Consider the following 25,833-nt stretch of genomic DNA (forward strand, 5'->3'; position numbering starts at 1 on the left):
GACCTAACCGGTGGACAGCGCTTCGATGGTGACGTTGCGGTTGGTGTAGACGCAGATGTCGGCGGCGATGTCGAGGGAGCGGCGGACGATGGTCTCGGCGTCCTTGTCGGTGTCAACAAGGGCCCTCGCCGCGGCCAGCGCGTAATTGCCGCCGGAGCCGATCGCCATCACCCCGGCCTCGGGCTCGAGCACGTCGCCGGTGCCTGTGAGCACCAAAGAGACGTCCTTGTCGGCCACGATCATCATGGCCTCCAGCCGGCGAAGGTAGCGATCGGTGCGCCAGTCCTTGGCGAGCTCGACCGCGGCCCGGGTCAATTGCCCCGGATATTGCTCCAGCTTGCTCTCAAGCCGCTCGAACAGGGTGAAGGCATCGGCTGTGGCGCCGGCAAAGCCGCCGATCACGTCGCCCTTGCCGAGTTTCCGCACCTTTTTGGCGTTTGACTTGATCACGGTCTGGCCGATCGAGACCTGGCCGTCGCCGCCGACCACCACCTTGCCGCCCTTGCGGACCGTCAAAATCGTGGTGCCGTGCCAGACCGGCGAGCTGTTGTGGGAATCCTGCATGAATGACCCTCGTTGTCCGGGTGATTTAAGCGGTCGGGAGCGGGCGCACAACGGGCCGTTCCGGGCCGAATTTGCTCACCATAGGCAGAAGTAGAGGCCCGGCCAGCCGTTCCCGCAGTAGCGAAGGCGTCATTTGGCTGTTAAGAGACTGGCGTTTTCGGCTCAAAGCTAGAATGGAAACCGATTTTCCATGCGCACCGCGACGATCAAGCGCAAGACCAAGGAAACCGACATCGAGGTCTCCGTGAACCTCGATGGATCAGGCGTGGCCAATATCGCGACTGGCATCGGCTTTTTCGACCATATGCTCGATCTCCTCGCCCGCCATTCCCGCATCGACCTCACGGTCAAGGCGGTTGGCGACCTGCACATCGACTATCACCATACCACCGAAGACACCGGCATCGCGCTCGGCCAGGCGGTCAGGCAGGCGCTCGGCAACATGGCGGGCATCACCCGCTATGCCGGCGTGCACATGCCGATGGACGAGACGCTGACGCGCGTGGTCATCGACATCTCGGGCCGCCCGTTCCTGGTGTTCAAGGCGGAATTTCCCCGCCACAAGATCGGTGAGTTCGACACCGAGCTGGTGCGCGAGTGGTTCCAGGCGTTCGCCATCAACGCCGGCGTGACTCTGCACGTCGAGACCCTATATGGCGATAACAGCCACCATATCGCCGAGTCCTGCTTCAAGGGCCTGGCGCGGGCGCTGCGCACCGCGGTTGCGATCGATCCCAAGGCGGCGGGCGAAATCCCCTCCACCAAGGGCTCGCTTGGCGGCTGACCTCTCCATTTTGGCGGCCAAGCGCCGTCGGCGGCATCGACTTCATCTCGAGAGCGGGGCATCGAAAATGCCTGTCTACACAGTTCATGCTCCCTTTCCCGTCGGCGCCGATCTGCGCGCGACCGACAAGTTCGTGTTCGTGCGCGACGGCTTCCATGTCTGGGCGATGATCCTTGGTCCGTTCTGGCTGGCCTGGAACAGGCTGTGGCTGGCGCTGATCGGCTGGATCGTCTTCCTCGCCGCGTTCGATGCGGGGCTATCCAGCCTCGGGGTCGGTCGCCGCTCGATCTTCCTCGCCAACATCATCGTCGCGCTGCTGATGGGCTTCGAAGCCTCGAGCCTGCGCCGCTGGACCCTGTCACGCGGCAAGTGGCGGCAGCTCGACGTCGTCGTCGCCGCTGACCAAGACACCGCCGAGCGGCGGTTCTTCGAGCGCTGGAGCAAGTCACAGCAGGGCATCGTCAACGACCAATGGGCGGTCGATCGCGGCGGCCCGCCGCCGACCCGCAATGTGCCGGGCCAGCCATTTTCGAACCCGCCGCCGCTTCCGGCCGGCGGCATCATTGGATTGTTTCCAGAACCGGGAGGGTCATCACGATGAGCGTCGCCATCATCGATTACGGTTCCGGAAATCTGCATTCCGCCGCCAAGGCCTTTGAGCGCGCCGCGCGCAGCCTGGACAATCCGCAGAAAGTCTTCGTTACCAGCGATCCCGATCAGGCCTATGAAGCCGATCGCCTGGTGCTGCCTGGTGTCGGCGCCTTCGCCGATTGCCGGCGCGGCCTCGATGCCGTCAACGGCATGGTCGAGGCGATCACCGAAGCCGTGCGCGTCAAGGCGCGGCCGTTCTTCGGCATTTGCGTCGGCATGCAGCTGATGGCGAGCCGCGGCAAGGAGCATGTCGTCACCGAAGGCCTGAACTGGATCGGCGGCGACGTCGAGAAGATCAAGCCGCGTGACGAGAGCCTGAAGATCCCGCACATGGGCTGGAACACGCTCGAGCTGCTGCAAGAGCACCCGGTGCTCGACAAGCTGCCGCTCGGCCCGAACGGGCAGCACGCTTATTTCGTGCATTCCTACCACCTCAACGCGGCCAATGAAGCGGATGTGCTCGCGCGCGCCGATTACGGCGGGCCAGTCACCGCGATCGTCGCCAAGGACACCGCCATCGGCACGCAGTTTCACCCCGAGAAGAGCCAACGCTTTGGGCTGGCCCTGATCTCGAATTTTTTGCGATGGAAGCCGTGATTCTCTTTCCAGCCATCGACCTCAAGAACGGTCAGTGCGTGCGCCTCGAGCAAGGCGACATGGCGCGCGCGACCGTTTTCAACCTCGATCCCGCAGCTCAAGCCCAGAGCTTCGTTGCGCAGGGTTTTGAGTATCTCCACGTCGTCGATCTCGACGGTGCCTTCGCCGGCAAGCCTGTCAATGCGCAGGCCGTCGAGGCGATGCTGAAGACGATTCCGATCCCGGTGCAGCTCGGCGGCGGCATTCGCGATCTCGCGACCGTCGAAGCCTGGCTCGAGAAAGGCATCACCCGCGTCATCATCGGCACCGCCGCGGTGCGCGATCCAGAGCTGGTGAAGGCAGCGGCCAAGAAATTCCCCGGCCGCGTCGCCGTTGGCCTCGACGCCCGCGACGGCAAGGTCGCCGTCGAAGGTTGGGCCGAGACCTCACAGGTGACAGTGCTGGAGATCGCGCAGCGGTTCGAGGATGCCGGCGTCGCCGCCATCATCTTCACCGATATCGCGCGCGACGGCCTGCTCAAGGGCCTGAACCTCGATGCGACCATCGCGCTCGCCGATGCGATCTCGATTCCCGTGATCGCCTCGGGCGGCCTCGCTTCGATCGAGGACGTCAAGGCGATGCTGACGCCGCGTGCGACAAAGCTCGCCGGTGCGATCGCCGGCCGCGCGCTCTACGACGGCCGGCTCGATCCCGCCGCCGCCCTCGCCCTGATCCGCAACGCGCGCAGGAGCTGACACATGTTCAAGGTGCGCGTGATCCCCTGCCTCGACGTCAAGGACGGCCGTGTCGTCAAGGGCGTCAACTTCGTCGATTTGCGCGATGCCGGCGACCCCGTCGAAGCCGCGATCGCTTATGACGCCGCCGGCGCCGACGAGCTGACCTTTCTCGACATCACCGCGACCCATGAGAACCGCGGCATCATGCTGGATGTGGTCCGGCGCACGGCGGAAGCCTGCTTCATGCCCGTCACCGTCGGTGGCGGCGTGCGCGAGGTCAACGACATCAAGACGCTGCTGCGCGCCGGCGCGGACAAGGTCTCGATCAACAGCGCCGCGGTGTCGCGGCGCGAGTTCGTCAAGGAAGCCGCCGAAAAATTCGGCGAGCAGTGCGTCGTGGTCGCGATCGACGCCAAGCGGGTCAAGCGCCCGGGCGGCGACCGCTGGGAAATCTTTACCCATGGCGGCCGCAACTCGACCGGCATCGACGCCATCGAATATGCCCAGGAAGTGGTCTCGCTCGGCGCTGGTGAAATTTTGCTCACCTCGATGGACCGCGACGGTACCAGGCAGGGGTTTGACATCCCGCTGACCCGGGCGATAGCCGACAGCGTTCCCGTTCCCGTAATCGCCTCGGGCGGCGTCGGCAATCTCGATCACCTCGTCGACGGTATTCGCGACGGCCACGCCACGGCCGTGCTGGCCGCCTCCATCTTCCATTTCGGGGAATTCACCATTCGTGAAGCCAAAGAGCACATGGCGCGGCGGGGCTTGCCCATGCGCATGGATGCCTGACGACTCTCCTTGGTAAAAATGCTACACAGGCCGATGGGAAAGGCCTGTCTGGCCGGATCTGTTTCTGAGTATTCCGATGCCGCGTTTCACCATCCATGACCTCGCCCAAACCATCGACGCCCGCGCGGCCTCCGGTGGCGAGGCCTCCTATACCCGCAAGCTGCTCGACAAGGGCGCCGAACATTGCGCCAAGAAGTTCGGTGAGGAAGCAGTCGAAACCGTAATCGCAGCAGTCGAAAACGATCGCGCGCATCTGATCGCCGAAAGTGCCGACCTGCTCTATCACTTCCTTGTGCTGCTCAAGGCGCGCGGCGTAAAGTTGGAAGAGGTGGAAGCAGCCCTCGACAAGCGCACGAATATGTCGGGGTTGGAAGAGAAAGCGTCGCGTAAGGGCTGACAGCATGATCCGGATCCGAAGCACCGCGTTGGCGCAACGTGTGAAGCGGTTTTCCGAAGAGATCATGCGTAGCTGAAGGGCCCCAACGGAAAGGTCGCGTCATGGATATCCGCGCACCGGAGCAGCAATATAATCCATACCGCGTCTACACGCGCGAAGAGTGGGCGCGTCTGCGCGACGATACCCCGATGACGCTGGAGCCGGGCGAGTTCGACCGGTTGCGCTCGCTGCACGACCGCCTCGACCTGAAGGAGGTCGAGGACATCTATCTGCCGCTGTCGCGCCTGCTCTCGATCTATGTCGATGCGACACAGCGCCTGTATTACGCGGAGCGGCAGTTCCTCAACATCCGCGACCGCAAGGTGCCGTACATCATCGGCGTCGCTGGTTCTGTCGCAGTCGGGAAGTCGACGACGGCCCGCGTGCTCCAGGCGCTTTTGGCGCGCTGGTCGCCTCGTCCCAAAGTCGATCTGATCACCACCGACGGATTCCTCTACCCGAAGGCCCTGCTCGAGCAGCAAGGCATTTTGCAGAAGAAGGGTTTTCCGGAGAGCTACGACCTGCCGCTGCTGCTGGGCTTCCTGTCCGACATCAAGTCGGGCCGCAGGCACGTGCGCTCGCCTGTCTATTCGCATCTGACCTACGACATCGTGCCGAATGAATGGGCCGAGATCGACCAGCCCGACATTTTGATCGTCGAGGGCGTCAATGTCCTGCAAACCGGCAAGCTGCCGCGCGACGGCAAGGCGGTGCCTGTCGTCTCCGACTTCTTCGACTTCTCGGTCTATATCGACGCCGACGAAGCGGCGCTACGGCGCTGGTACATCAAGCGCTTCCTGGCGCTGCGCGACACCGCGTTCACCGATCCAAAGTCGTACTTCCACCGCTATGCGCTGTTGTCGGACGAGGAGGCCATCGCCACCGCCACCGCGATCTGGGAGCGCACCAACCTCGCCAATCTCGAGGACAATATCTTGCCGACCCGTCCGCGTGCGACGCTGATCCTGAAGAAGGGCGCGGATCACGCGGTGGAGAGCGTGGCGCTCAGAAGACTGTAGGCAATGGTGCCGTAGGGTGGGCAAAGGCGCGAAGCGCCGTGCCCACGTTTTCCCTGTTGTCACGTGAGAATGCGTGGGCACGCTGCGCTTTGCCCACCCTACGCCAGCTTCGCTTGTCGCTCCACCGCCAGCTGCCGTGCCGCCGCCAGCCCCGCCAGCGCCTCGTCCAGCTTCTCGCGATCGAGCGGCTTGATCAGAAATCCGTTCATGCCCGCCTCGAAGCAGGCGTAGCGATCTTCCACCAGCGTGTTCGCGGTGAGTGCGAGGATCGGTGTGTGCTGGCTGCCCGTGGCGGCCTCATGGGCGCGGATGCGTTTGGTTGCTTCGATGCCGTCGAGCTGCGGCATCTGGATGTCCATCAACACCAGGTCGTAGGGCGTGCCGGCAGAGCTGGCCGCAAGCCAGGATTCCAGTGCGGCTTCGCCATGGACCGCGATGACGACGCGGTGGCCGAGTTTTGTGAGCAGCGAGCGCATCAGCAGCGCGTTGATCTCGTTATCCTCGGCGACAAGGATCGAGAGGCCGCCCGCAGGTGCCCTGACTGGCGCCGGCTCGACGGGATCGGGTGCGAGATCGGGTGATGCGACCTCCGGCGTCAGCGCGAGGCGCGCGGCGAGCGAGGCTGCACGCAGTGGCTTGACCAGGAAGCCGGTGAAATCAGCCGAGAATTTTTCATGACGCGAGCTCGCTGTCAGCAGCACGAGGCGCTGCGTCGCATGGGCGCGGGCTGCTTCGCCGACACGATCGGCAACAGCAGCGCCTAGCGCGCGGTCGACCAGCACCGCGTGCCAGGAGCGCTCCGGCAGCAGTGCTTCGGCCACCGCTGCATCTGCGACCAGGCAGGTCTGGCCGCCCCAGCGCTCCAGCCGCCGCGCGATCAGCGACGCTTCGATGCCGTGGGCCACCAGCAGGACGGATTTGCCTGATAGGTCAGGGCTCGGGAACGCTGTTGGTCCGACATCGCCTTGCGACGGCGCGAGCGGAATGGCGACCTCGAAGGTCGAGCCCTTGCCGGGCGCGCTCTCCAGCGTGATGCGGCCGCCCATCCGCTTGACGATGCGTTCGCTGATGGCAAGCCCAAGCCCGGTGCCGCCATAGGTGCGGGCGACGCGGTCGTCGGCCTGCTCGAATTCGCGGAAGATGCGCGATTGCGCCTCGGGCGCGATGCCGATGCCGGTGTCGCGGACCAGGAAGCTGATCTCGTTCGGCCAGATGCCGGGCTCGACGATCAGCGCCACGCCGCCGTTGCTCGTGAACTTGATGGCGTTGCCGGCGAGGTTGAGCAGCACCTGGCGCAGCCGGGCGGCATCGCCGGTGACCTCGAGCGGCAGCCGCTCGTCGACGTAAGCCGCGATCTCGAGCTTCTTGGCCTGCGCGCGCGGCGCCAGCAATTCGGTGACCTCTTCGATCAGGGTCGAGAGGGCGAAGGGGCGCTGCTCCAGATCAAGCTTGCCGGCTTCGATCTTGGAATAGTCGAGCAGCTCCTCGATCAGCGTCATCAGCGCTTCGCCTGAGGTTTTCACGGCGCGTGCGTAGGTCGTCTGCTCCGGCGTCAGCGAAGTGTCGAGCAGCAGGCCGCCCATGCCGATAATGCCGTTCAGGGGGGTGCGGATCTCGTGCGAGGCCATCGCGAGGAAGCGCGATTTGGCGCGGTTGGCGGCATCGGCCTGGTCGCGCGCATCGGACAGTGCGCGTTCGGTCTCGGTGCGATCGGTGACGTCGCGTCCGACGCTTTGCAGCTCGGCGGGCCGGCCGGCATCGTGCCGCACCAGGCCCTCGCGCCAGGCGATCCAGCGTGCGCCGAGCGGCGTCGATATCTTCTGGTCATGGATGCGCGTGCCGCTCGCTTCGCGCGCGCTGTCGCCCTGTTCCAGCACGTCGAAATCGAAGCGCGTGCCGACCAGGGCGCTGCGCGCCTGACCGGCCAGCGCGCAATAGGCGTCGTTGGCGAAGGTGATACGGCCCTGATGGTCGCGCAGCACGATCAGGTCGCCCTGCGATTCGAACAGGCTGCGGGCGCGCTCTTCGGCTTCCTTCAGCTCCCAATTGCGGTCGATCAGCGCCTCGTTGTGGGCGGCGAGCTTGCGCATCCGCTTGGCGACGAAACGCAGCCGCATGCTCAGCGTGGCAAGGCCAAGGCAGGCCAGCGCGAACAGGAAGCTCGCACCGATCGCAAAGGCGTTGGGATCGTAGCCCGAATTTTCCGATCGGCTGCCGGTGACGAAGCCATAGGCGCCGCCGAACGTCGCCGAAAAGATCATGAAGGAACGGATGGCGAAGGCGATCTTCGGGTGGCGGCGCCTGAAGCGGCGCATGCGCACCTTGATCCGGAACGTCCGATCCATCGTCACCGACCCCGACTCTTACCTGCCGCCGCCGCGTGCGACGATGTCCTGCCGACCTTGCGAACAGCTTGAGGCCTTGGGGCGGCCTCGAAACATGGTTGACGAGGTCTTAATGCCTCAAAGCGAGGCGGCCTGGAGGGGCCGCGTGTGGTCGCCATGAGCACCGACGATCAGGGCTGCGGCCTCGCGCGGCGAGAACGTCTTCGAGCGGACAAAGATGCGGTAATCGGCCGAGCCGTCGCTGGAAAGATAGATCACCGGACCGCCATCGACAGGTTCCGCTGCGATGGTGATGAGGCGGTTCGCTGGATTGGCCTGGCAGGAATCGGTCTCGGAACCGAGACCATCATCCACGACCGCGAAGTCCGCGGCGTCGGCGTCGTCGGTGAGCTGGACCCGGACCGTGGCGCGCGACGGGTCGTCGGTGAAGGCGACATGGACGCGAGCGGTCCAGAACAGGGATGTGAGCTCGACCGAGGTATCGCCGACGGCGATGCAGGGCTGCGAGACCGGTCCGATCTCGCCGCGGGCGACCACCGCAGCCGCCAACAGAGGAACCACCGAGGCCAGGATCTTGAAACGCAACATGACGCTCTACTCGCCGGGCCCGTACCGGAACTAGTGGGCCTTATGGTTTGCAGAGCGTAAAGGAAACTCGTTACCACCGGGTTGACGCGCACCGATGATCAGGCGAGCTGGCGCACATCCTCCGCGAGTGCCCGGTAGGACAGCGCTTCGGCCAGATGCAGCCGGCCGATCTTGTCGGTGCCATCGAGATCGGCGAGCGTGCGCGCCACCCGCAGCACCCGGTGATAGCCGCGTGCCGACAGCCGCATGGTTTCGGCGGCATCGCGCAGCAGCTTTTGTCCCTGCGCGTCGGGCCGCGCAATGTCTTCGAGCACCGACGCAGGCGCCTCGGCATTGGTGCGGACCCGCGGCAGGCCCGCCTGTGCGTAACGCGCGAGCTGGATGTCGCGCGCCGCCGCCACGCGCGCGGCGACTTCAGCGGAGCCTTCGGTCGGTGGCGGCAGGATCAGATCGGCTGCGGTGACCGCAGGGACTTCGATGCGCAGATCGATGCGGTCCATCAGCGGGCCGGAGATGCGCGCCTGGTAATCGCCGGTGCAGCGGTCGATGCGGCCGCGCTTGCAGGCATAGCCGGGCTCGAACGCATTGCCGCAGCGGCAGGGATTCATCGCGGCGACCAGCATGAAGCGGGCAGGGTAGGTGACGCGGTGATTGGCGCGCGACACCGAGACCTCGCCATTCTCCAGCGGCTGGCGCAGCGAATCCAGCACACGCGGATCGAACTCGGGCAGCTCGTCGAGAAACAGCACGCCCTGATGCGCCAGCGAGATCTCGCCGGGCTTTGCCCGCGCGCCGCCGCCTGTCAGCGCGGCCATGCTGGCGGAATGATGCGGCGAGCGGAACGGCCGCCGCGAGGTCAGCGCGCCGCCCTCGATTTCGCCCGCGACCGAGGCGATCATCGAGACCTCGAGCAGTTCGCTCGGCGACAGCGGCGGCAGGATCGAGGGCAGGCGCGCGGCCAGCATGGATTTGCCGGCGCCGGGCGCGCCGATCATCAGCAGGTGATGGCCGCCGGCGGCTGCGATCTCCAGCGCGCGCTTGGCGCTCTCCTGGCCCTTGATGTCGCGCAGATCGAGCAGCGAGCTTGCGGCCTCATGCACTTTCGGCACGGGCCGCGACAGCACCTGCGTGCCCTTGAAATGGTTGGCGATCTGAATCAGCGAATGTGCGGCGACGATCTGGATATCAGGGCTCGCCCACGCCGCCTCCGAGCCGCAGGCGGCGGGGCAGATCAAGCCTTCCTCGCGCGTGTTGGCGCCGATCGCCGCGGGCAACACGCCAGCCACAGGCGCGATCGAGCCGTCGAGGCCGAGCTCGCCGAGCACGGTGAAGCCGGCCAGCGCATCCGGCGGGATCGCGCCGATCGCCGCCATCAGCCCGAGCGCGATCGGTAGGTCGTAATGGCTGCCTTCCTTCGGGACGTCGGCGGGCGCGAGATTGACGGTGATCCGGCGCGCCGGCAGCGCCAGTCCCGAAGCGATCAGCGCCGATCGCACCCGTTCGCGCGCCTCCGACACCGCCTTGTCAGGCAGGCCGACGATGGCGAAGGCCGGCAGGCCCGGCGCGACCTGCACCTGCACGTCGACCGCGCGGGCCTCTATGCCCTCAAAGGCGACTGTCGAAACCCGCTGGACCATGCTGCCCCCTTGCACAATCAAGGGTAGCAGACAGCAACCGCCCTGACAAGAACAATACAGGAACATGGGCGAGGGCCGCCGGCCCCCTAACTTCAGGTAAACGGGATCAGGACATTAAGCTTCGACTACGCCTCGAATGCGAGTGGCTGCGCTCAGCACATCCCAACACATGTCCGCTACTCCTGAGGATGCGGGATGGGCCGTGATCTAACGGGTGAAGAATTCAAATGCTTGCAAATCGCCGCAGAAGCGAACGTCGGGTGTGCAGCCGGCTGGCCAAGATTCATTTTGGCGCGGGCTCGCTGCCTCGGGACTGCACGATCACCGATATTTCGGACGGGGGCGTGAAAGTGGTGGCGGAATTTCTCGAAGTGCCGCCGCAGTTCACGATCATCTTCGCGCCGGATTACTCCCGCCAATGCCGCCTGCGCTGGCGCATCGGCTGCGAGTTCGGTGCGGAATTTACCGATTAGGCCCAAGGGGCAGGCGTCCTTAACGGGACTTTAGCGTTAATCGGTGAAGCATCTCTGATCAGTCCGCCGGCGGTGATCAGAGTATGTTCAAGCGTTCGTCCCTTGCCTTGTCCCCGGCGAGATTCCTGCTTCCCGCGCTCGCGGTGCTTGCCCTCGGCGGCTGCCAGACCACCGGCCTGGATGACGTGACCGGTGCGCTCGGCGGCCGGCCCGAACCTGTCGCCGCAGCCGACGGCAAGCCGGAGATGGCCGCCTTGCGCGAGCGCTATCGCGCCAAGCCTGATAATCCCAATATCGTTCTCGAATATGGCAAGGCGCTGCGCGACAGCGGCCAGCATGCCCAGGCCGTTGCCGTGTTCGAGCAGGCGGTGCTCGCCCATCCCAGCAACAAGGCGCTGCTCGCCGGCTATGGCCGTGCGCTCGCCGACAATGGAAATTTCCAGCAGGCTTTTGACGTGCTGGGCCGCGCGCATTCGCCCGAGGATCCTGACTGGCGCATCCTGTCGGCGCAGGGTGCGGCGCTCGACCAGCTCGGCCGCAACGAGGAAGCGCAGCAATATTACGCCGCAGCGCTGAAGATTGTGCCCGAGGAGCCGACCGTGCTGTCCAATCTCGGCCTGTCCTACATGCTGCAAAACAATCTGCCGAAGGCCGAACAGGTGCTCGGCCGCGCCTATCAGCGCAATCAGAACAATGCGCGGATCCGTACCAATCTCGCGCTGGTGCTGGGATTGCAGGGTCGCGAGACCGAGGCCGAAATCCTCGTGAAGGCCGATCTGCCGCCGGACCAGGCCGCGGCCAAGATCACGGCGCTGCGGCAGCTGCTGGCGAAGAAGCAGCAGCAGCGGGCGGAGAAATAATCCGCCGCCGCTGTTTGATGCCTACGACGCCTTGCGATGCGGCGCGGATCCGCGCCCGGTTTTGCCCTTCAGCTTCTTCAGCAGCGGTCCGAGCAGCGAGCGCTTCGGTTTCTTCACCTCGCCGCGCCCGGCGAGCCGGTTGGCCATGATCTGGAACAGCTCGGTGGTGCGGTGGCTCTTGGAGACCTCCGCGATCATCTGGCCGTTATTGGCCGCGGTCGAGAACAGTTTCGAATCGAACGGAATCACCGCGAGCGGCTGGCTTTCCATGGTCTTGGCGAACGCCTTGACCTCGATCTCGGCGCGCTTGTGCATGCCGACCTGGTTGATGCAGTAGAGCGGCGGCCGGTCGTTCGGCCGCGCCGCTTTCAGCACCGTCAGCATGTTCTTGGTGTTGCGCAAATTGGCGAGATCCGGCTCGGCCACGATGACGATGTCGTCGGCGTTGACGAGGGCGCGCTTGGTCCAGGCCGACCATTGATGCGGAATGTCGAGCACGATGCAGGGCGTGGTCATGCGCAGCGTGTCGAAGATCGCATCGAACGCTTCCGCGCCGAAATCATAGACGCGATCGAGTGCGGCGGGCGCCGCAAGCAGGCTGAGATGCTCGGTGCATTTGGCGAGCAGGCGCTCCATCAGCGCTGTGTCGGGCCTGTCAGGCGACAGCACCGCATTGGCGATGCCCTGCGCCGGATCCTGGTTGTAGTCGAGCCCGGCGGTGCCGAAGGCGAGGTCGAGGTCGATCACGACCGAATCGAGCGCGAGGTCGCGCGCGATGGTCCAGGCCACGTTGTGTGCGACCGTGGAGGCGCCGACGCCGCCCTTGGCGCCAACCACCGCGATGATGCGGCCGGTGATGATGGCTTCCGAGGCCGAGAACAGGCTGCAGATCGAGCGCACCACGTCGATGGTCTCGACCGGCCCGACCACGTAGTCGTTGACGCCGCGCCGCACCAGCTCGCGATAGGGCGCGGTGTCGCCGGGATTGCCGATCACGACCACGCGCGTGCCGGGATCGCAGACGCCGGCGAGGTCGTCGAGACCTTCGAGGATGTCGCGCGTGCCGTCGGATTCGATCACGATGACGTTCGGCGTCGGCATCGTGTCATAGACTTCGATGGCCGCGGCAAGTCCGCCGCTCTTGGCGGTGAGATGCGCTTTGGCGAGACGGCGATCCTGGCCGGCCGCGGTCACCGCGGCGAGCGTCTGCTCGGTCTCGCAAAAGGCCTGCACCGAGATGCGGGGAACCGGCGCGATGTGGTCCTCGGGGTGGCGCGGATCGTCCGTCTCTTCGTCGTCGTGGATCTCAGTCATTTGCCTGTGTCGCTGAGTTTGGCCTTGTCAGACTCGGGATAGGTGGTCGCGGTCGGGTTGCCCTTGCGGTAGCGGTCGAAAGCGATGTCACGCCGCGCCGTATAGACCGGCGTCTCCGCGCGCGGCTGCTCGAGATCGGCGGGGTTGTCGATCATGGCCGCAAGGTTGCGCTGGCTGGCGCAGCCGAAATTGAAATAGGGCCGGTTCTCGTTGTAGCCGGGATCGAGAATCGACGGACCCACGTCCTCGGGCCACAGCCCGCAAGGACCGGCGACCGCAGTGATCTTGGAATAGCTCAGGCGGATGGTCGGCAGCAGGCCGGGATCTTCAGGGCGATAGGAATGCTGGACGATGGCGCGCGACGGTACGCCGCCGCTGCCCAGAACAGTGCGGATCTCGTGATAGGTCGCAGCAGCTGCGCGCGAATTTGCGGTGTCGATCGGCACGTCGACGACGACCGAGCCGCTGCCCTCGCGGACCCAGTCCTGGGCGATGCCCATCACGTCGGCGTGCTGCGCGGCCGACAGACCGCCGCGCGCCTTGCCGACGAAGATCACGATCGAGCGCTTGCCTTCCTGCACCGCGATCGGATGACGCATGCGGTAGTCGGTCGGCACCGTCTGCGTGGTGACGACCTCGCCCGTGGTGTTGCAGGCCCCGAGCAAGACGGACAGCCCCGTCAGCGCGAGCGCGATGCGCAAATTGCGACGTCGATCTGATGTCTTCGTCATCGCCTGGTCCCCTCTTGCCCCGTGTCTCGCCCCGGTCCCCGAACCGTCCGTGTCAGTCGATGATGAAGCCGAAATCGCCCCTGTCGCCGTCGATCGGATCGACGCGGCGCGCGATGCCGTAAAGCCGGTTCATGCGCCCGAGCAGCGCCGATTGCGCATCCGAGGAGGGCGCGAAGCCGTCATCGGGCCGCGACAATTCCTTCTGGGCGACCGCGCGCACCACATAGGGCGTCACGATCACCATCAGCTCGGTCTCGTTGTTGACGTAGTCCTGGCTGCGGAACAGCGCGCCGAGGATCGGGATCTGGTCGACGCCGGGAAGGCCGTTGACGGCCTGCTTGGTCTGCTGCTGGATCAGGCCGGCCATCGCCATCGAGCCGCCCGACGGGATTTCCAGCGTGGTCTCGGCGCGGCGGGTCTGGACCGAGGGGATGGTGATCGAGTTGTTGGTGCTGCCGGACACCGCCTGGGTCAATGTGATCGCATTCGTGTTCGACAACTCCGAGACCTCGGTCATCACGCGCAGGCTGATGCGGCCCTCGCTCAGCACGACCGGGGTGAAGTTCAGGGAGATGCCGAATTTCTTGTAGGTGACCTGGGTGGTACAGACATGGGTGACCGGATCGCAGGCATAGCCGCCGGGGATCGGGAATTCGCCGCCGGCAATGAAGGTCGCCGATTCACCCGAGATCGCGGTCAGGCTCGGCTCGGCCAGCGTGCGCATCACGCCTGCGGTTTCCATCGCGCGCATGGTGGCGTTCACGGTGGCAACGCCCTTGGCGAGGCCGGTGACGCCGAGCCCGTTGCTGCTGACCAGGGGACCGCCGGAGACCGAGAACGGGTTCGAATTGTTGAAGTTCACGACCGCGGTGCCGGCATTGAGGCTGGCGCTGAGGTCGACACCCAATTGCTTGACAATGTCGCGGCGGACTTCGCCGACCACGACTTTCAGCATCACCTGGTCGCGGCCACGCACGACGATGTTGTTGACGACCTTGTCGGCGCCGCCGACGAGCTTTGCGGCGACGTCGCCGGCCTGCTGGGCCTCGACCGGGCTCGCCACCGAGCCGGTCAGCATCACGCTGTCGCCGACGCCCTCGATCTGCACGCCGGGCAGGGAAGCGCGCAGCGCCGTGCGCATGCCATTGAGATCGCGCTTCACCGCGATGTCGTAGGAGGCGACCTGCTGGCCGTCGGCGGTGAAGAACACCACGTTGGTCTGACCGACCTGGGCGCCGATGATATAGGCGCGCTGCGACGAGCGGATCACCGCATTGGCGATCTTGGGGTCGGCCACCAGCACGTCCTTCACCTCGCGCGGCAGGTCGATGACGACCGACTTGCCGACGCCAAGCGACAGCGAGCGCGTCCTTGCCGACGCAATGGTTGCAACCGGCGCCACGCCGAGGTCCGGCGCCTGTATCGGCACCTGGTCTCCGACCGGCGCATCCGCAGCGCGGACGAGGTCCGGGGCTGCGACCAGCCCCAGCAGCATGACAGCCCCTGCCCAGAACGAGCTTGCGCGCTTCCCCCGAATGCGCACGCCCGTCCAATCATCCCCGTAGTTCATCATGTCTCCATCACTTCTGTGACGTCAGCTGCCGCGCCTGTACGCCGTAGCGGATCACGTTCACGCCGGTCTGGCGCTGCTTGAGTGCCTGTTCTTCCGGTCCGCCGTCGGAGGCGTTGGCATCGGCAATGCTGCGCAATGCGAGCGTCAGCGTGCCGCCCTGGCGCGAGGCCGAGAGCGTCGCGACCTGGTCGGGCCGGAGCTCGAGCGTCACGGTCTTGCCGAGCACGGCGTTCTGGCCGTCCTTTTCCTTCGGCGCCTGATCGATCGCGAGCACGCGGATGTTGGTCAGGATGACTTCCGACAGGACGAGGTCATTGCCGCCGGTCTGGCCGTTGGGGCCGTCGGGATTCTTCAGGCGGCGCGTCAGGACGATGTCGACGCGGTCGTTCGGCAGGATAAAGCCGCCGGCGCCGGTCTCTGCTGAAATCTCGGTCGATACGGCCCGCATGCCGGAGGGCAGGATCGCGGCCATGAAGCCGGAGCCGTCGGCCTTGACGAGCTTCTGCTCGCGGATCGGCTCGCCCTGCATCAAGGGCACGCGCGCGATCGAGCCGGCGATCTGCGTCTGGGCGTCGGGCCTGCTGTCGCGGCGGATGAAGGCGCTGCTGGCGGTCGCTTGCGGCCAGGTCTGCCATTGCAGATCCTCGGCCTTGACCGCCTGGCCGAGCTGGATGTCGGATTTGGCGACGAGCACATCGACCGTCGGCAGCTTCTCGACGACAGGGACAACAGGCGCGGGCTTGTTGTCGTAACCGCTGGCCAGATACGCAGCGACGCCGCCGGCGCCGAGCGCAATGACGAGAACGACAATGCGTGCGGTGTTCATACGCTTCTACTCTTACGCGGGGCACTCGGACCGCACGTGGCGGGTTCCCCAGGCATCGATGAGTAGGGAGTAAAAGTATAAGGGGTGTTGCGAGGCCGAGTGTGACGGCCAGTGACATCGCGGGTTTTGGGCAGATGGTGAATGCCAAGTTATCCCGGTGGCGCGATGGCCCGTAGAAACACGCGGGTTTGCTGCCGCGTTCGGATGAGAACGCGGGGCGTCATGGTGAATGGGTGGTTAGCGAGCGAGCGGGTGACGCCGCGCGGTCATGGAGACTACGGTGGGCAATCCGTCATCCTGAGGTGCGAGGCTTGCGATGCGACGCATCGCAAGGTGAGCCTCGAAGGATGAACGACCACCGCTGATGCGAGGAGAGAGCTGGGCCGTCGCCCTTCGAGGGCCGCTGAAGAAGCGGCCACCTCAGGGTGACGGGGATGGTTTCGCGCTTCGGGTTACGAAGCTACTTCGCCCGCTTCTGCTCGATCACGTCCCAGATCTTCGCCGCCACGTCAGGCCCGCCGAGCCGCGCGATGGCGCGGATGCCGGTGGGCGAGGTCACGTTGATCTCGGTGAGGTTGCCGTTGATGACGTCGATGCCGACGAATAGCAGGCCTCGCTCGCGTAGCGCAGGTCCCACGGTGGCGCAGATCTCGCGCTCGCGCGGCGTCAGCTCGGTCTCCTTGGCCGCGCCGCCGCGCACCATGTTGGAGCGGAGGTCGTCGGTCGCCGGCACGCGGTTGACCGCGCCGGCGAACTCGCCATCGACCAGGATGATGCGCTTGTCGCCATGCTTCACCTCGGGGATGAACTGCTGGATCACCCAGGCCTCCTTGAACGTCACCGAGAACATGTCGTACAGCGAGCCGAAATTCATGTCCTGCGGCATCACGCGGAACACCGCGGCGCCGCCATGGCCGTGCAGCGGCTTCATCACCACGGCACCATGCTTGTCGCGGAACGCGTTGATCTCCTCCAGGTCGCGCGAGATCAGGGTCGGCGGCATCAGCTGCGGAAAATTCATCACGAACAGCTTTTCGGGCGCGTTGCGCACCGAAGCGGGATCGTTGACGACCAGCGTCTTCGGATGGATGCGCTCGAGCAGATGCGTCGAGGTGATGTAGGCGAGGTCGAATGGCGGGTCCTGGCGCAGCAGCACCACGTCAAAGCCGTTCAGCGCCTCGCGCCTGGGCTCGCCGAGGGTGAAATGATCGCCAGGCTCGTCGCGCACCGTCAGCGGCTGCACCGGCGCGACGATCTCCTCGCCGACCATCGAGAGCTTGTCGGGGGTGTAATAGGACAGGCCGTGGCCGCGCTTCTGCGCTTCCAGAAGCAGCGCAAAGGTGGAATCGCCCTTGATGTTGATGCGGGCGATGGGGTCCATCTGGACGGCGATGTTGAGTTTCATGGTCTGCCTTTCAGGTCGAGGCGTCGAATGCCGCCAACACATGGCGCGGAAGCGATCGCGGCGCAATCAGCATGGCATCGAATCGCAATTCGAATTCCGCATGCTCGGGATGCGCGACAAGCCAGCCCTGCGCGGCATCGATGATGCGTCGCTGCTGGCGCGGCGTCACCGCATAGGCGGCCTCGTCGAGGCTGGCGCGCGCCTTGACCTCGACGAAGGCGATCAGGTTGCGGCGGCGCGCCACGAGGTCGATCTCGCCATGCGCCGTGCGGTAGCGTTTTGCGAGAATGCGGTAGCCCTTCGCCATCAAGTAGGCTGCCGCACGGCTCTCGGCGGAGATTCCGGTGCGGAACGCGGCGACGCGCTCGGGCGAGGCGATCTTCGGTTCCCGTTTGGGTTCCTGTTCAGGTTCTTGTTCAGATTCCTGGACGCCCTTAATCCTCGTCATCGCCGCTCCGCAAGTCCTTGGCGAGCTCGAGCGCGCGGGCATAAACCTCGCGGCGCGGCCGCCCCGAGAGTGCGACGGCATGCGCAACCGCATCCTTGACGCTGTGGGTGGCGAGCTGTGTGCGCAACAGATCGTCCAGCGCGTCCGCGGTCAGCACGTCGGCATCCGCGGCAGGCGGGGCGATCACCAGCACGAATTCGCCGCGCGTCTCCAGCGTGTCGGCCGCGCGCGCGAGCTCGCTCAGCGTTGCGCGCGAAATCTCCTCATGCAGCTTGGTCAGCTCGCGGCAGATCGCGGCCTCGCGCGCACCCATGATTTCAGAGAGCTCGGCGAGCGTATCCTGCACACGGTTGCCGGATTCGAACATCACCAGCGTCGCATCGATGCGGGCGAGCTCGGCGAGGCGCGAGCGCCGCGCGGCGGATTTCGCCGGCAGGAAGCCTTCGAAGAAGAAGCGGTCGGTCGGCAGCGCCGCGACCGACAGCGCCGCCAGCACCGAGGAGGGACCGGGCAGCGCATAGACCACATGACCGGCGGCGCAGACCTCCCGCACCAGCTTGTAGCCGGGATCGGAAATCAGCGGCGTGCCGGCGTCCGACACCAGCGCGACCGAGCCGCCGGCCGCGAGCGCCTCCAGGATCCTGGGCCGCGCGGCCTCGGCATTGTGCTCGTGATATGGCTTGAGCTGCGCCGCGATGTCGTAACGCTCGGTCAGCCGCCGCGTGATCCTTGTGTCCTCGCAGGCGATGATGTCGACGGCGGCCAGCGTTTGCAGCGCGCGCAGCGTGATGTCACCGAGATTGCCGATGGGGGTCGCCACCAGATAGAGGCCGGCCGGCAGCTTCGGTGCCACCAGCCGGTGGGCATCGATGGAGAACCCGCGCGAGGCGGCGTCAGTGGCTTCAGTCGTATTTATCGGGGCCGGCTTTGCGCGCATAATGAGATGAACTTAGGCATGATGTCAGGGGCTGGGAACCGGCCCCTCGAAAAAGATCATGCCTGGCTGGGATATTGAAGCGGGGCGAGGAAGGACTGGAATGTGATCCATCCGGCATCACATTCCAGAGGGAGTGGAGCGTCAGCGCCATATTCGCGGCGGAAACGGCGTCTTGATGCTTTCGTGACGGACGGCGGACAGCAAGCCAGGAAAGGAGGAGGATCGCGTTAAGCGGTCATTATCCTTTTGTTTTGGTTAACTATTTGCCGACAATATGCCTGAATCCGCACCCTGTGTCGCGGAAAGAGTATCGTGACTGGCGCGAGCGGCCGGTCAGAAGAGAAGCTGAGATGGTGGGCCCGCGTGATCTGAAGTCTCCCGTCCAGGGGCGCCTGATGTCAGGGGCGACCCGGCGGAGTGCGCTTGGCCTGCTGCTCGGCACGCCGCTATTGTCCGCCTGCGCCGGTGTGCAGCAAAGCCTCAGCCAGTTCTCCAATCCCTTCTCGAGCTCCTCGCCGCCGCCGGCCCAGCCGGCCGGTCCGCCGCAGCAGGGGACGACCGCCGGCACCGGCGGCGTGAAGGTCGCCGTTATCCTGCCGCTCTCGGCCGCCGGCAATGCCGGGCTCGCGGCGCAATCCATGCGCAATGCCGCCGAGATGGCGCTGGCCGAGTTCCAGAACCCGAACATCCAGCTCCTGATCAAGGACGACAATGGCAGCCCGCAGGGCGCCCAAGCCGGCGCGCAGCAGGCGGTGGATGAAGGCGCCGAGATCATTCTGGGACCGCTGTTCGCGCAGTCGGTGCCGGCGGTGGCCCAGGTCGCGCGCACGCGCGGCATTTCGGTGATCGCCTTCTCGACCGATTCCAGCATCGCCGGCCGCGGCGTCTATCTGCTGAGCTTCCTGCCGGAATCCGACGTCAATCGCATCATCGAATATTCCGCCAGCATCGGAAAACGCTCGGTCGCCGTGCTGGTGCCTGATAACGCCTATGGCAACGTGGTCGAAGCCGCGGTGAAGGCAGCCGTGCCCAGGCGCGGCGGGCGCATCGTCGCATTCGAGAAATACGGCGCCGATCGTGCCACGCCGGCGCGATCAGTGGCGCAGCAGCTCGGCAGTGCGGATGCGCTGTTCATTGCCGATGACGGCGATGCCGTGGTTGCGGTCGCCGATGCGATGACCGCGGCCGGCGCGAATTTGCGCAACATCCAGTTGCTCGGCACCGGCCTGTGGGACAGTCCGCGTGTCTATGCCAGCCCAAACTTGCAAGGCGGACTCTACGCCGCGCCCGATCCGGCCGGCTTTCGCGCCTTCTCCGGCCGCTATCGCACCAAATACGGCGCCGAGCCGATCCGGACCGCGACGCTTGCCTATGACGCGGTGGCGCTGGTCGCCGCGCTCGCGCGCACGCAAGGCACCACGCGCTTCTCGTCCGACGTGCTCACCAATCCCTCGGGTTTCGCCGGCATCGACGGCCTGTTCCGCTTCCGTGCCGACGGCACCAACGAGCGCGGACTTGCGGTGATGAAGGTGACGACAGGGGGCGGTGTTGCGGTCGCGGGCTCGCCGAAGAGCTTTGGGGCGTAGCCAGCACGACGGTGCCGTAGGGTGGGTTAGCTTTGGTGTTTCAGGAGGTTGTCCATCTGGTCTGAACCGAGGAAGCTGAGGTTGCGAAGCTTCAACGTTCCAAGGAAAGACCAGATGAACGTCCACAAGAATGCGCCTTTGACGCCTAAAGGTCGAGAGACATGGTGGGCACGGCGCGCGAAGGGCGCGCCTTTGCCCACCCTACGAGATCTCGCTACGCCGCGAGATCCGCGACCACGGCATCGAGCACCGGAAATCCGCTGCTGGTCACGCGCAAGCGGCCCGTCGCATCGACCGTGATTGCGCCTTCCTCGCGCAGCAGCGAGATGCGCTTGGGGTCAAGCGGTCGGCCCGAGAGGGCCTTGTAGCGCTCGGGGTCGATACCTTCGGCCAAACGCAACCCCATCAGCAAAAATTCGTCGGCGCGTTCTTCGCTGTTGAGGAGATCGTCGGTGACGACGCCGTCGCCATTGGTCTCGACCCGCATCAGCCAGGCTTCCGGGCGCTTCTCGGTGGCGGTGGCGTGCCTGATACCGTCGATGTCGAGGCGGCCATGGGCGCCGGGGCCGATGCCGGCATATTCCTCGCCGCGCCAATACACCAGATTGTGCCGGCACTCGGCGCCGCGCCGTGCGTGGTTGGAGATCTCGTAGGCGGGCAGCCCCAGCCTGTCGCAGGTCTCCTGCGTCACGTCGTAGAGCGCGCGCGCAACCGCCTCGTCCGGCGTCTTCAACTTGCCGGCCTGGTGCAGGCCGAAGAACGGCGTGCCCTCTTCGATGGTGAGCTGATAGAGCGACAGATGCTCGGCCGCTTCACCGATGGCGAGACGCAGCTCCTCCGCCCACATCGCCGGCGTCTGGTCGGGGCGGGCGTAGATCAGGTCGAACGAGTAGCGATCGAACGAGCGGCGCGCGATGGCGACGGCATCGAGCGCTTCGCGCGCGCTATGCATGCGGCCGAGCGCTTTCAGCGAGGCGTCGTCAAGCGCCTGCACGCCGAGCGAGACGCGATTGACGCCGGCCGAGCGATAGCCGGCAAAGCGCGTGGCTTCCACACTGGTCGGGTTTGCTTCCAGCGTGACTTCGACATCGTTGGCGACGCTCCAGTGCTTGGCGATGGCCTCCAGCACGGCGCCGACGGTGGCCGGCTGCATCAGCGACGGCGTGCCGCCGCCGAGGAAGATCGAGGTGACCTCGCGGCCGGGTGCGCGCGCGGCGGTCGTCGCGATCTCGCGCGCAAAGGCCGAAGCAAAGCGCGCCTCGTCGATCGCTGCGTGGCGGACATGGCTGTTGAAGTCGCAATAGGGGCACTTCGACAGGCAGAACGGCCAGTGCACGTAGACGCCGAACGCATCCTTGTCAGCGCGGCTCAAGGCAGATCTCCGCCAGTTTCACGAAGGCGCGGGCGCGGTGCGACAGGCCGAGGCCGAGCGGCGGCAGGCCGTGCTTCTCGATGCTCTCCATCTCGCCAAAAGTGCGCGTATGACCGTCGGGCAGGAACATCGGATCGTAACCGAAGCCGGAAGTGCCGCGTGGCGGCCATACCAGCGTGCCGTCGACGCGCGCCTCGACCTCTTCGAGATGATGATCGGGCCAGGCGACGCAGAGCGCGGAGACGAAATGGGCCTTGCGCTTGTCGGGCTTGATGGCACCGCGCTCCTGCAACAGGCGCTCGATCTGCGCCATCGCGGCGCCGAAGTCTTTGTTTGGACCGGCCCAGCGCGCGCTGTAGATGCCCGGTGCGCCATCGAGCGCGTCGACCACGATGCCGGAATCGTCGGCGAAAGCAGGCAGCCCGGTCGCCTGCGCCGCCGCGATCGCCTTGATCGCGGCATTGCTGCGGAAGTCGTTGCCGATCTCGTCAGGCTCGGAAAGGCCGAGCTCACCGGCCGACACCACCTCGATGCCGTGAGGCGCGAGCAGCTCCTTCATCTCGGCGAGCTTGCCGGGATTGTGGGTGGCGATGACGAGCTTTCCGGTGATTCGGCGGTGCATGGGCCTATTGACTACGCGACAGCCAGTTTCTGCAAGTCCACCAGCCGCGCGATGCCCTTTTGAGCGAGAGCGATCAGCTTCAGGAACTCGTCCTGCGTGAACGGCTCGCGTTCCGCGGTGCCCTGCACCTCGATGATGCGGCCATCGCCGGTCATGACGAAATTGGCGTCGGTCTCGGCCTCCGAATCCTCGGCATAGTCGAGATCGAGCACCGGCGTGCCGTTGTAGATGCCGCAGGAGATCGCGGCGACGTTGTCGCGCATCACGTTGGCCTTGACCATGTTGCGCGCCTTCATCCAGTTGATGCAATCGGCGAGTGCGACCCAGGCGCCGGTGATCGAGGCGGTGCGGGTGCCGCCGTCGGCCTGCAGCACGTCGCAATCGACCGTGATCTGGCGCTCACCGAGCGCTTCGAGATCGACGATGGTGCGAAGCGAGCGGCCGATCAGGCGCTGGATCTCGACGGTGCGGCCGCTCTGCTTGCCTGCGGAGGCTTCGCGGCGGGTGCGTTCGGAGGTGGCGCGCGGCAGCATGCCGTATTCGGCGGTGACCCAGCCGCGCCCCTGGCCCTTCAGCCATGGCGGCAGGCGGTCTTCCAGGGTGGCGGTGACGAGCACATGGGTGTCGCCGAATTTCACCAGGCAGGAGCCTTCCGCATATTTGACCACGCCGCGCTCCAGCGTCACGGGGCGCAATTCGTCGGGCGCACGGCGGCTTGGCCGCATGGGAAATCCTCCAGAACTCATGGTCTAGAACTTGTGGGGTAGGGCTGTTCGCGGTGCTTGTAGGTGGGGTCAGGGTGGGCAGCAAGGCTTTTTCACCCCCCGATATCCACCCCGCAAACGCGACGCTTGTCAGAACCGTCCTGGATGGACAAATTATGTGCATCTGAGAGGAGTTACCGTCTGTGGCCCATCACGATCCGATCCATCTGATCGCGCCGCGCGCAGGCCTCGCCCAGCTCAACGAGCGCTCCCGCGACATCTTTCGTCAAATTGTCGAAAGCTATCTCGCGACTGGCGAACCGGTTGGCTCGCGCAACATTTCCCGCTTGATCGCGATGCCGCTGTCGCCGGCCTCGGTCCGCAACGTCATGGCCGATCTGGAACAGCTCGGGCTGATCTATGCGCCGCACACCTCGGCCGGCCGCTTGCCGACGGAACTCGGCCTGCGCTTCTTTGTCGACGCCTTGATGCAGGTCGGCGACCTCAACGAGGCCGAGCGGCAGTCGATCCAGAGCCAGCTGACCTCGGTCGGCCAGGCCCAATCGGTCGAGGCGGCGCTGGACCAGGCGCTGACGCGGCTGTCCGGCCTCACCCGCACCGCAGCCGTCGTTCTGACGCCGAAGTCCAATACGCGGCTGAAGCACATCGAATTCGTCCGATTGGAACCCGAGCAGGCGCTGGTGATCCTGGTCGGCGAGGACGGCCAGGTCGAAAACCGCGTGCTGACGCTGCCGCCGGGGGTTCCCTCCTCGGCCATCACTGAAGCCGGCAATTTCCTCAACGCGCGGATCCGCGGCCGCACGCTCGCCGAGGCGCGGCTCGAGCTGGAAACCGCGCTCGCGGAAGCTCGCGCCGAGCTCGATCAGCTGACCCAAAAGGTGATCTCGGCCGGGATCGCGAGCTGGTCGGGCGGCGAGAACGAGGACCGTCAGCTCATCGTCCGCGGCCATGCCAATCTATTGGAAGATCTGCATGCGCTGGAGGATCTCGAGCGTGTCAGGCTGCTGTTCGACGATCTCGAGACCAAGCGCGGCGTGATCGACCTGCTCGGGCGCGCCGAAACCGCTGAAGGTGTCAGGATCTTCATCGGCAGCGAGAACAAGCTGTTTTCGCTATCGGGCTCTTCCACCATCATCTCGCCCTACCGGGATGCCGCCGGCCGCATCGTCGGCGTTTTGGGCGTGATCGGGCCGACGCGGCTGAATTATGCCCGCGTGATCCCGACCGTGGATTACGCCGCCCGTATCGTCAGTCGCCTGGTGGGAGGCTGACCGGCATTTGAGCCGATCACGGGCGCTTGATTTTCAGCGCCCGAAGCACGATATCCGGGCCAGAAAACCTCCCCTTGAGCGAGTTCGAGAAGCAGCCGATGACCGATCCAACCCGGCAACCCGAAGACACGACTGCCGCGACCGGCGAGCCCGTGGTGTCAAAGCCCTACATCATGCCCGACGATCCCGAGCCGGGTTCGGTGGAGACGTTGCAGAAGGAAGCCGCCGAGGCCCGTGACCGCATGCTGCGGACGCTGGCCGAGATGGAAAACCTGCGCAAGCGCACCACCAAGGAGGTCGCCGATGCCCGACTCTACGGCATCACCGGCTTTGCCCGCGATGTGCTCGAGATCGCCGACAATCTCCAGCGCGCGCTCGACGCCGTTCCGGCCGAGGCGCGCGCCGCCGCCGATCCCGGTCTGACCGCGCTGATCGAGGGCGTCGAGCTCACCGAGCGTTCGCTGCTCAACGCACTGGAAAAGCATGGTGTGAAGAAGCTCGATCCCCAGGGTCAGAAGTTCGACCCCAACTTCCATCAGGCGATGTACGAAGTGCCCGATGCGTCGGTGCCCACGGGCACCGTCGTGCAGGTCATGCAGGCCGGCTACACCATCGGCGAGCGCGTGCTGCGGCCGGCGCTGGTCGGCGTCGCCAAGGGCGGCGCAAAGGCCGCGCCTGCTGCGAACAGCAACGAGGCGAACTGAGCGATGAAGTCATTCCGGGGCGATGCGCAGCATCGAACTACGGTGCGCAATTGCGCACCTGAGAATCTCGAGATTCCGGGTTCGGCTCTGCGAGCCGCCCCGGAATGACGATCGTCCAGTCTTACGCGCTCAACGCAATATCGCTCGACTGAATCCGCTTCACGCCGGCCTTGGCCATGTCGGCCCAGGCCTTGGCCAGCGAGCCCTGCGTGTCGATGCCGCGGCAGGCGTCCTCCACGACATAGACCTCAAAACCCGCCTTGCGCGCATCGAGCGCGGTCCAGGCGACACAGAAATCCGTGGCGAGACCCGCGACGAAGACGCGCTTGATCTTGCGCGACTTCAGATAGGCGGCAAGGCCGGTCGTTGTCTTGCCGTCGGCTTCGAGGAACGCCGAATAGCTGTCGACGTCCTTGTGAAAGCCCTTGCGGATGATGAGCTCGGCCTGCGGGATCGAGAGATCCTTCGACAGCGAGGCGCCCTCGGTGCCCTGCACGCAATGGTCGGGCCACAGCACCTGCTTGCCATAGGGCAGGTCGATGGTCTCGAACGGCTTCTTGCCGGAATGCACCGACGCGAACGAGATGTGGCCGGGCGTGTGCCAGTCCTGCGTCATCACCACGTTCGAAAATGCCTTCGCCATTTTATTGATGACGGGCACGACCTGCTCGCCTTCCTTCACCGCAAGGCTGCCGCCCGGCAGGAAGCAGTTTTGCACGTCGATCACGAGCAGCGCGGAGCTGTCGTCCGGCTTGATCGCAGCTGCTGCAAACAGTGCCGATGGAGCAAGGGCCACAAGCGCCGTCGTTCCCATCGCGGCCAAGATCTGTCGTCGATTAAGCATCGTCCGCCTC

At 65.6% G+C, this 25,833-nt stretch carries 27 protein-coding genes; 12 read left to right on the forward strand and 15 right to left on the reverse strand.

Going from position 1 to position 25,833, the window contains the following annotated elements:
* Nucleotides 1-3 precede the first annotated feature (3 nt).
* Nucleotides 4-564, reverse strand: a complete 561-nt coding sequence (gene hslV / locus XH80_RS21050) for an ATP-dependent protease subunit HslV (RefSeq protein ID WP_057752020.1) — start codon at nt 562-564, stop codon at nt 4-6.
* Nucleotides 565-754: 190 nt separating this feature from the next.
* On the opposite strand from hslV, the gene hisB reads away from it, so the two are divergent.
* From hisB to coaA, 7 genes are all read left to right on the forward strand, one after another.
* Nucleotides 755-1,348, forward strand: coding sequence for an imidazoleglycerol-phosphate dehydratase HisB (gene hisB / locus XH80_RS21055; protein ID WP_271600230.1), 594 nt, complete (start codon nt 755-757; stop codon nt 1,346-1,348).
* 67 nt (nt 1,349-1,415) lie between these two features.
* The gene (locus XH80_RS21060; protein ID WP_271600231.1) at nt 1,416-1,949 is read left to right on the forward strand and encodes a DUF2628 domain-containing protein; all 534 of its coding nucleotides are present in this window, start codon (nt 1,416-1,418) and stop codon (nt 1,947-1,949) included.
* Nucleotides 1,946-2,596 (forward strand): imidazole glycerol phosphate synthase subunit HisH, encoded by a 651-nt coding sequence (gene hisH / locus XH80_RS21065; protein WP_271600232.1) that lies wholly within the window; start codon nt 1,946-1,948, stop codon nt 2,594-2,596. The genes XH80_RS21060 and hisH overlap by 4 nt, the downstream gene beginning before the upstream one ends.
* Nucleotides 2,584-3,330, forward strand: a complete 747-nt coding sequence (hisA, locus tag XH80_RS21070; RefSeq protein ID WP_271600233.1) for a 1-(5-phosphoribosyl)-5-[(5-phosphoribosylamino)methylideneamino]imidazole-4-carboxamide isomerase — start codon at nt 2,584-2,586, stop codon at nt 3,328-3,330. The genes hisH and hisA overlap by 13 nt, the downstream gene beginning before the upstream one ends.
* Nucleotides 3,331-3,333: 3 nt before the next feature.
* Nucleotides 3,334-4,107, forward strand: coding sequence for an imidazole glycerol phosphate synthase subunit HisF (hisF, locus tag XH80_RS21075; protein WP_057752035.1), 774 nt, complete (start codon nt 3,334-3,336; stop codon nt 4,105-4,107).
* Between the two features lie 76 nt (nt 4,108-4,183).
* Nucleotides 4,184-4,504, forward strand: coding sequence for a phosphoribosyl-ATP diphosphatase (locus XH80_RS21080; RefSeq protein ID WP_057752038.1), 321 nt, complete (start codon nt 4,184-4,186; stop codon nt 4,502-4,504).
* 101 nt (nt 4,505-4,605) lie between these two features.
* Nucleotides 4,606-5,562 (forward strand): type I pantothenate kinase, encoded by a 957-nt coding sequence (gene coaA / locus XH80_RS21085; RefSeq protein WP_057752041.1) that lies wholly within the window; start codon nt 4,606-4,608, stop codon nt 5,560-5,562.
* Nucleotides 5,563-5,660: 98 nt separating this feature from the next.
* On the opposite strand, the gene XH80_RS21090 is transcribed toward coaA, so the two are convergent.
* The 3 genes from XH80_RS21090 to XH80_RS21100 all read right to left on the reverse strand — a co-directional run bounded on the left by XH80_RS21090 (nt 5,661) and on the right by XH80_RS21100 (nt 10,132).
* Complete coding sequence (locus XH80_RS21090) at nt 5,661-7,907, reverse strand: ATP-binding protein (protein WP_271600378.1); 2,247 nt, start codon at nt 7,905-7,907, stop codon at nt 5,661-5,663.
* A gap of 117 nt (nt 7,908-8,024) precedes the next feature.
* Complete coding sequence (locus XH80_RS21095) at nt 8,025-8,495, reverse strand: hypothetical protein (protein WP_271600234.1); 471 nt, start codon at nt 8,493-8,495, stop codon at nt 8,025-8,027.
* Nucleotides 8,496-8,593: 98 nt separating this feature from the next.
* The gene (locus XH80_RS21100) at nt 8,594-10,132 is read right to left on the reverse strand and encodes a YifB family Mg chelatase-like AAA ATPase (protein ID WP_057752047.1); all 1,539 of its coding nucleotides are present in this window, start codon (nt 10,130-10,132) and stop codon (nt 8,594-8,596) included.
* Nucleotides 10,133-10,359: 227 nt separating this feature from the next.
* On the opposite strand from XH80_RS21100, the gene XH80_RS21105 reads away from it, so the two are divergent.
* On the forward strand, nt 10,360-10,605 hold the full coding sequence (locus XH80_RS21105) for a PilZ domain-containing protein (protein WP_011083489.1): 246 nt from the start codon (nt 10,360-10,362) through the stop codon (nt 10,603-10,605).
* 83 nt (nt 10,606-10,688) lie between these two features.
* A complete protein-coding gene (locus XH80_RS21110) occupies nt 10,689-11,465 on the forward strand; it encodes a tetratricopeptide repeat protein (RefSeq protein ID WP_271600235.1) in 777 nt (258 codons plus the stop codon).
* A 21-nt stretch (nt 11,466-11,486) separates the two neighbouring features.
* Here the strand turns inward: XH80_RS21110 and XH80_RS21115 are convergent, their stop codons facing one another.
* The 7 genes from XH80_RS21115 to rsmI form a co-directional block, all read right to left on the reverse strand.
* A complete protein-coding gene (locus tag XH80_RS21115) occupies nt 11,487-12,779 on the reverse strand; it encodes an AAA family ATPase (protein ID WP_271600236.1) in 1,293 nt (430 codons plus the stop codon).
* Complete coding sequence (locus tag XH80_RS21120) at nt 12,776-13,510, reverse strand: CpaD family pilus assembly protein (RefSeq protein ID WP_271600237.1); 735 nt, start codon at nt 13,508-13,510, stop codon at nt 12,776-12,778. The genes XH80_RS21115 and XH80_RS21120 overlap by 4 nt, the downstream gene beginning before the upstream one ends.
* Nucleotides 13,511-13,562: 52 nt before the next feature.
* On the reverse strand, nt 13,563-15,080 hold the full coding sequence (locus XH80_RS21125; RefSeq protein ID WP_271600238.1) for a type II and III secretion system protein family protein: 1,518 nt from the start codon (nt 15,078-15,080) through the stop codon (nt 13,563-13,565).
* A gap of 10 nt (nt 15,081-15,090) precedes the next feature.
* Nucleotides 15,091-15,909 (reverse strand): Flp pilus assembly protein CpaB, encoded by an 819-nt coding sequence (gene cpaB / locus XH80_RS21130; RefSeq protein ID WP_271600239.1) that lies wholly within the window; start codon nt 15,907-15,909, stop codon nt 15,091-15,093.
* A 460-nt stretch (nt 15,910-16,369) separates the two neighbouring features.
* Nucleotides 16,370-17,314, reverse strand: coding sequence for a glutathione synthase (gene gshB, locus XH80_RS21135; protein ID WP_057752077.1), 945 nt, complete (start codon nt 17,312-17,314; stop codon nt 16,370-16,372).
* Between the two features lie 10 nt (nt 17,315-17,324).
* The gene (locus XH80_RS21140; protein ID WP_057752079.1) at nt 17,325-17,762 is read right to left on the reverse strand and encodes a YraN family protein; all 438 of its coding nucleotides are present in this window, start codon (nt 17,760-17,762) and stop codon (nt 17,325-17,327) included.
* Entirely contained in the window at nt 17,749-18,699 is a 951-nt protein-coding gene (gene rsmI, locus XH80_RS21145) for a 16S rRNA (cytidine(1402)-2'-O)-methyltransferase (protein ID WP_271600240.1), read from the reverse strand. The genes XH80_RS21140 and rsmI overlap by 14 nt, the downstream gene beginning before the upstream one ends.
* Nucleotides 18,700-19,049: 350 nt before the next feature.
* On the opposite strand from rsmI, the gene XH80_RS21150 reads away from it, so the two are divergent.
* Nucleotides 19,050-20,285: a penicillin-binding protein activator gene (locus tag XH80_RS21150; RefSeq protein ID WP_271620236.1), complete on the forward strand. Its 1,236-nt coding sequence runs from the start codon at nt 19,050-19,052 to the stop codon at nt 20,283-20,285.
* 214 nt (nt 20,286-20,499) lie between these two features.
* On the opposite strand, the gene hemW is transcribed toward XH80_RS21150, so the two are convergent.
* Genes hemW through rph form a run of 3 tightly spaced genes read right to left on the reverse strand, consistent with a single transcriptional unit; the run spans nt 20,500 to nt 23,004 of the window.
* Nucleotides 20,500-21,657, reverse strand: coding sequence for a radical SAM family heme chaperone HemW (gene hemW / locus XH80_RS21155; protein ID WP_271600241.1), 1,158 nt, complete (start codon nt 21,655-21,657; stop codon nt 20,500-20,502).
* Nucleotides 21,644-22,279 carry an RdgB/HAM1 family non-canonical purine NTP pyrophosphatase gene (gene rdgB / locus XH80_RS21160; RefSeq protein WP_271600242.1) on the reverse strand — a complete coding sequence of 212 codons (636 nt, stop codon included), beginning with the start codon at nt 22,277-22,279 and terminating at the stop codon, nt 21,644-21,646. The genes hemW and rdgB overlap by 14 nt, the downstream gene beginning before the upstream one ends.
* A gap of 11 nt (nt 22,280-22,290) precedes the next feature.
* Nucleotides 22,291-23,004 (reverse strand): ribonuclease PH, encoded by a 714-nt coding sequence (rph, locus tag XH80_RS21165; protein WP_220003677.1) that lies wholly within the window; start codon nt 23,002-23,004, stop codon nt 22,291-22,293.
* Between the two features lie 182 nt (nt 23,005-23,186).
* Between rph and hrcA the strand changes: the two genes are divergently transcribed.
* Both hrcA and grpE read left to right on the forward strand, forming a co-directional pair.
* Nucleotides 23,187-24,275 carry a heat-inducible transcriptional repressor HrcA gene (gene hrcA, locus XH80_RS21170; protein WP_057752098.1) on the forward strand — a complete coding sequence of 363 codons (1,089 nt, stop codon included), beginning with the start codon at nt 23,187-23,189 and terminating at the stop codon, nt 24,273-24,275.
* Nucleotides 24,276-24,373: 98 nt separating this feature from the next.
* Nucleotides 24,374-24,979: a nucleotide exchange factor GrpE gene (gene grpE, locus XH80_RS21175; protein WP_057752368.1), complete on the forward strand. Its 606-nt coding sequence runs from the start codon at nt 24,374-24,376 to the stop codon at nt 24,977-24,979.
* Between the two features lie 121 nt (nt 24,980-25,100).
* On the opposite strand, the gene pncA is transcribed toward grpE, so the two are convergent.
* Nucleotides 25,101-25,823 (reverse strand): bifunctional nicotinamidase/pyrazinamidase, encoded by a 723-nt coding sequence (gene pncA, locus XH80_RS21180; protein ID WP_271600243.1) that lies wholly within the window; start codon nt 25,821-25,823, stop codon nt 25,101-25,103.
* Nucleotides 25,824-25,833 lie beyond the last annotated feature (10 nt).

It is taken from the genome of Bradyrhizobium sp. CCBAU 45384, from assembly GCF_028128665.1.
GTDB lineage: Bacteria > Pseudomonadota > Alphaproteobacteria > Rhizobiales > Xanthobacteraceae > Bradyrhizobium > Bradyrhizobium manausense.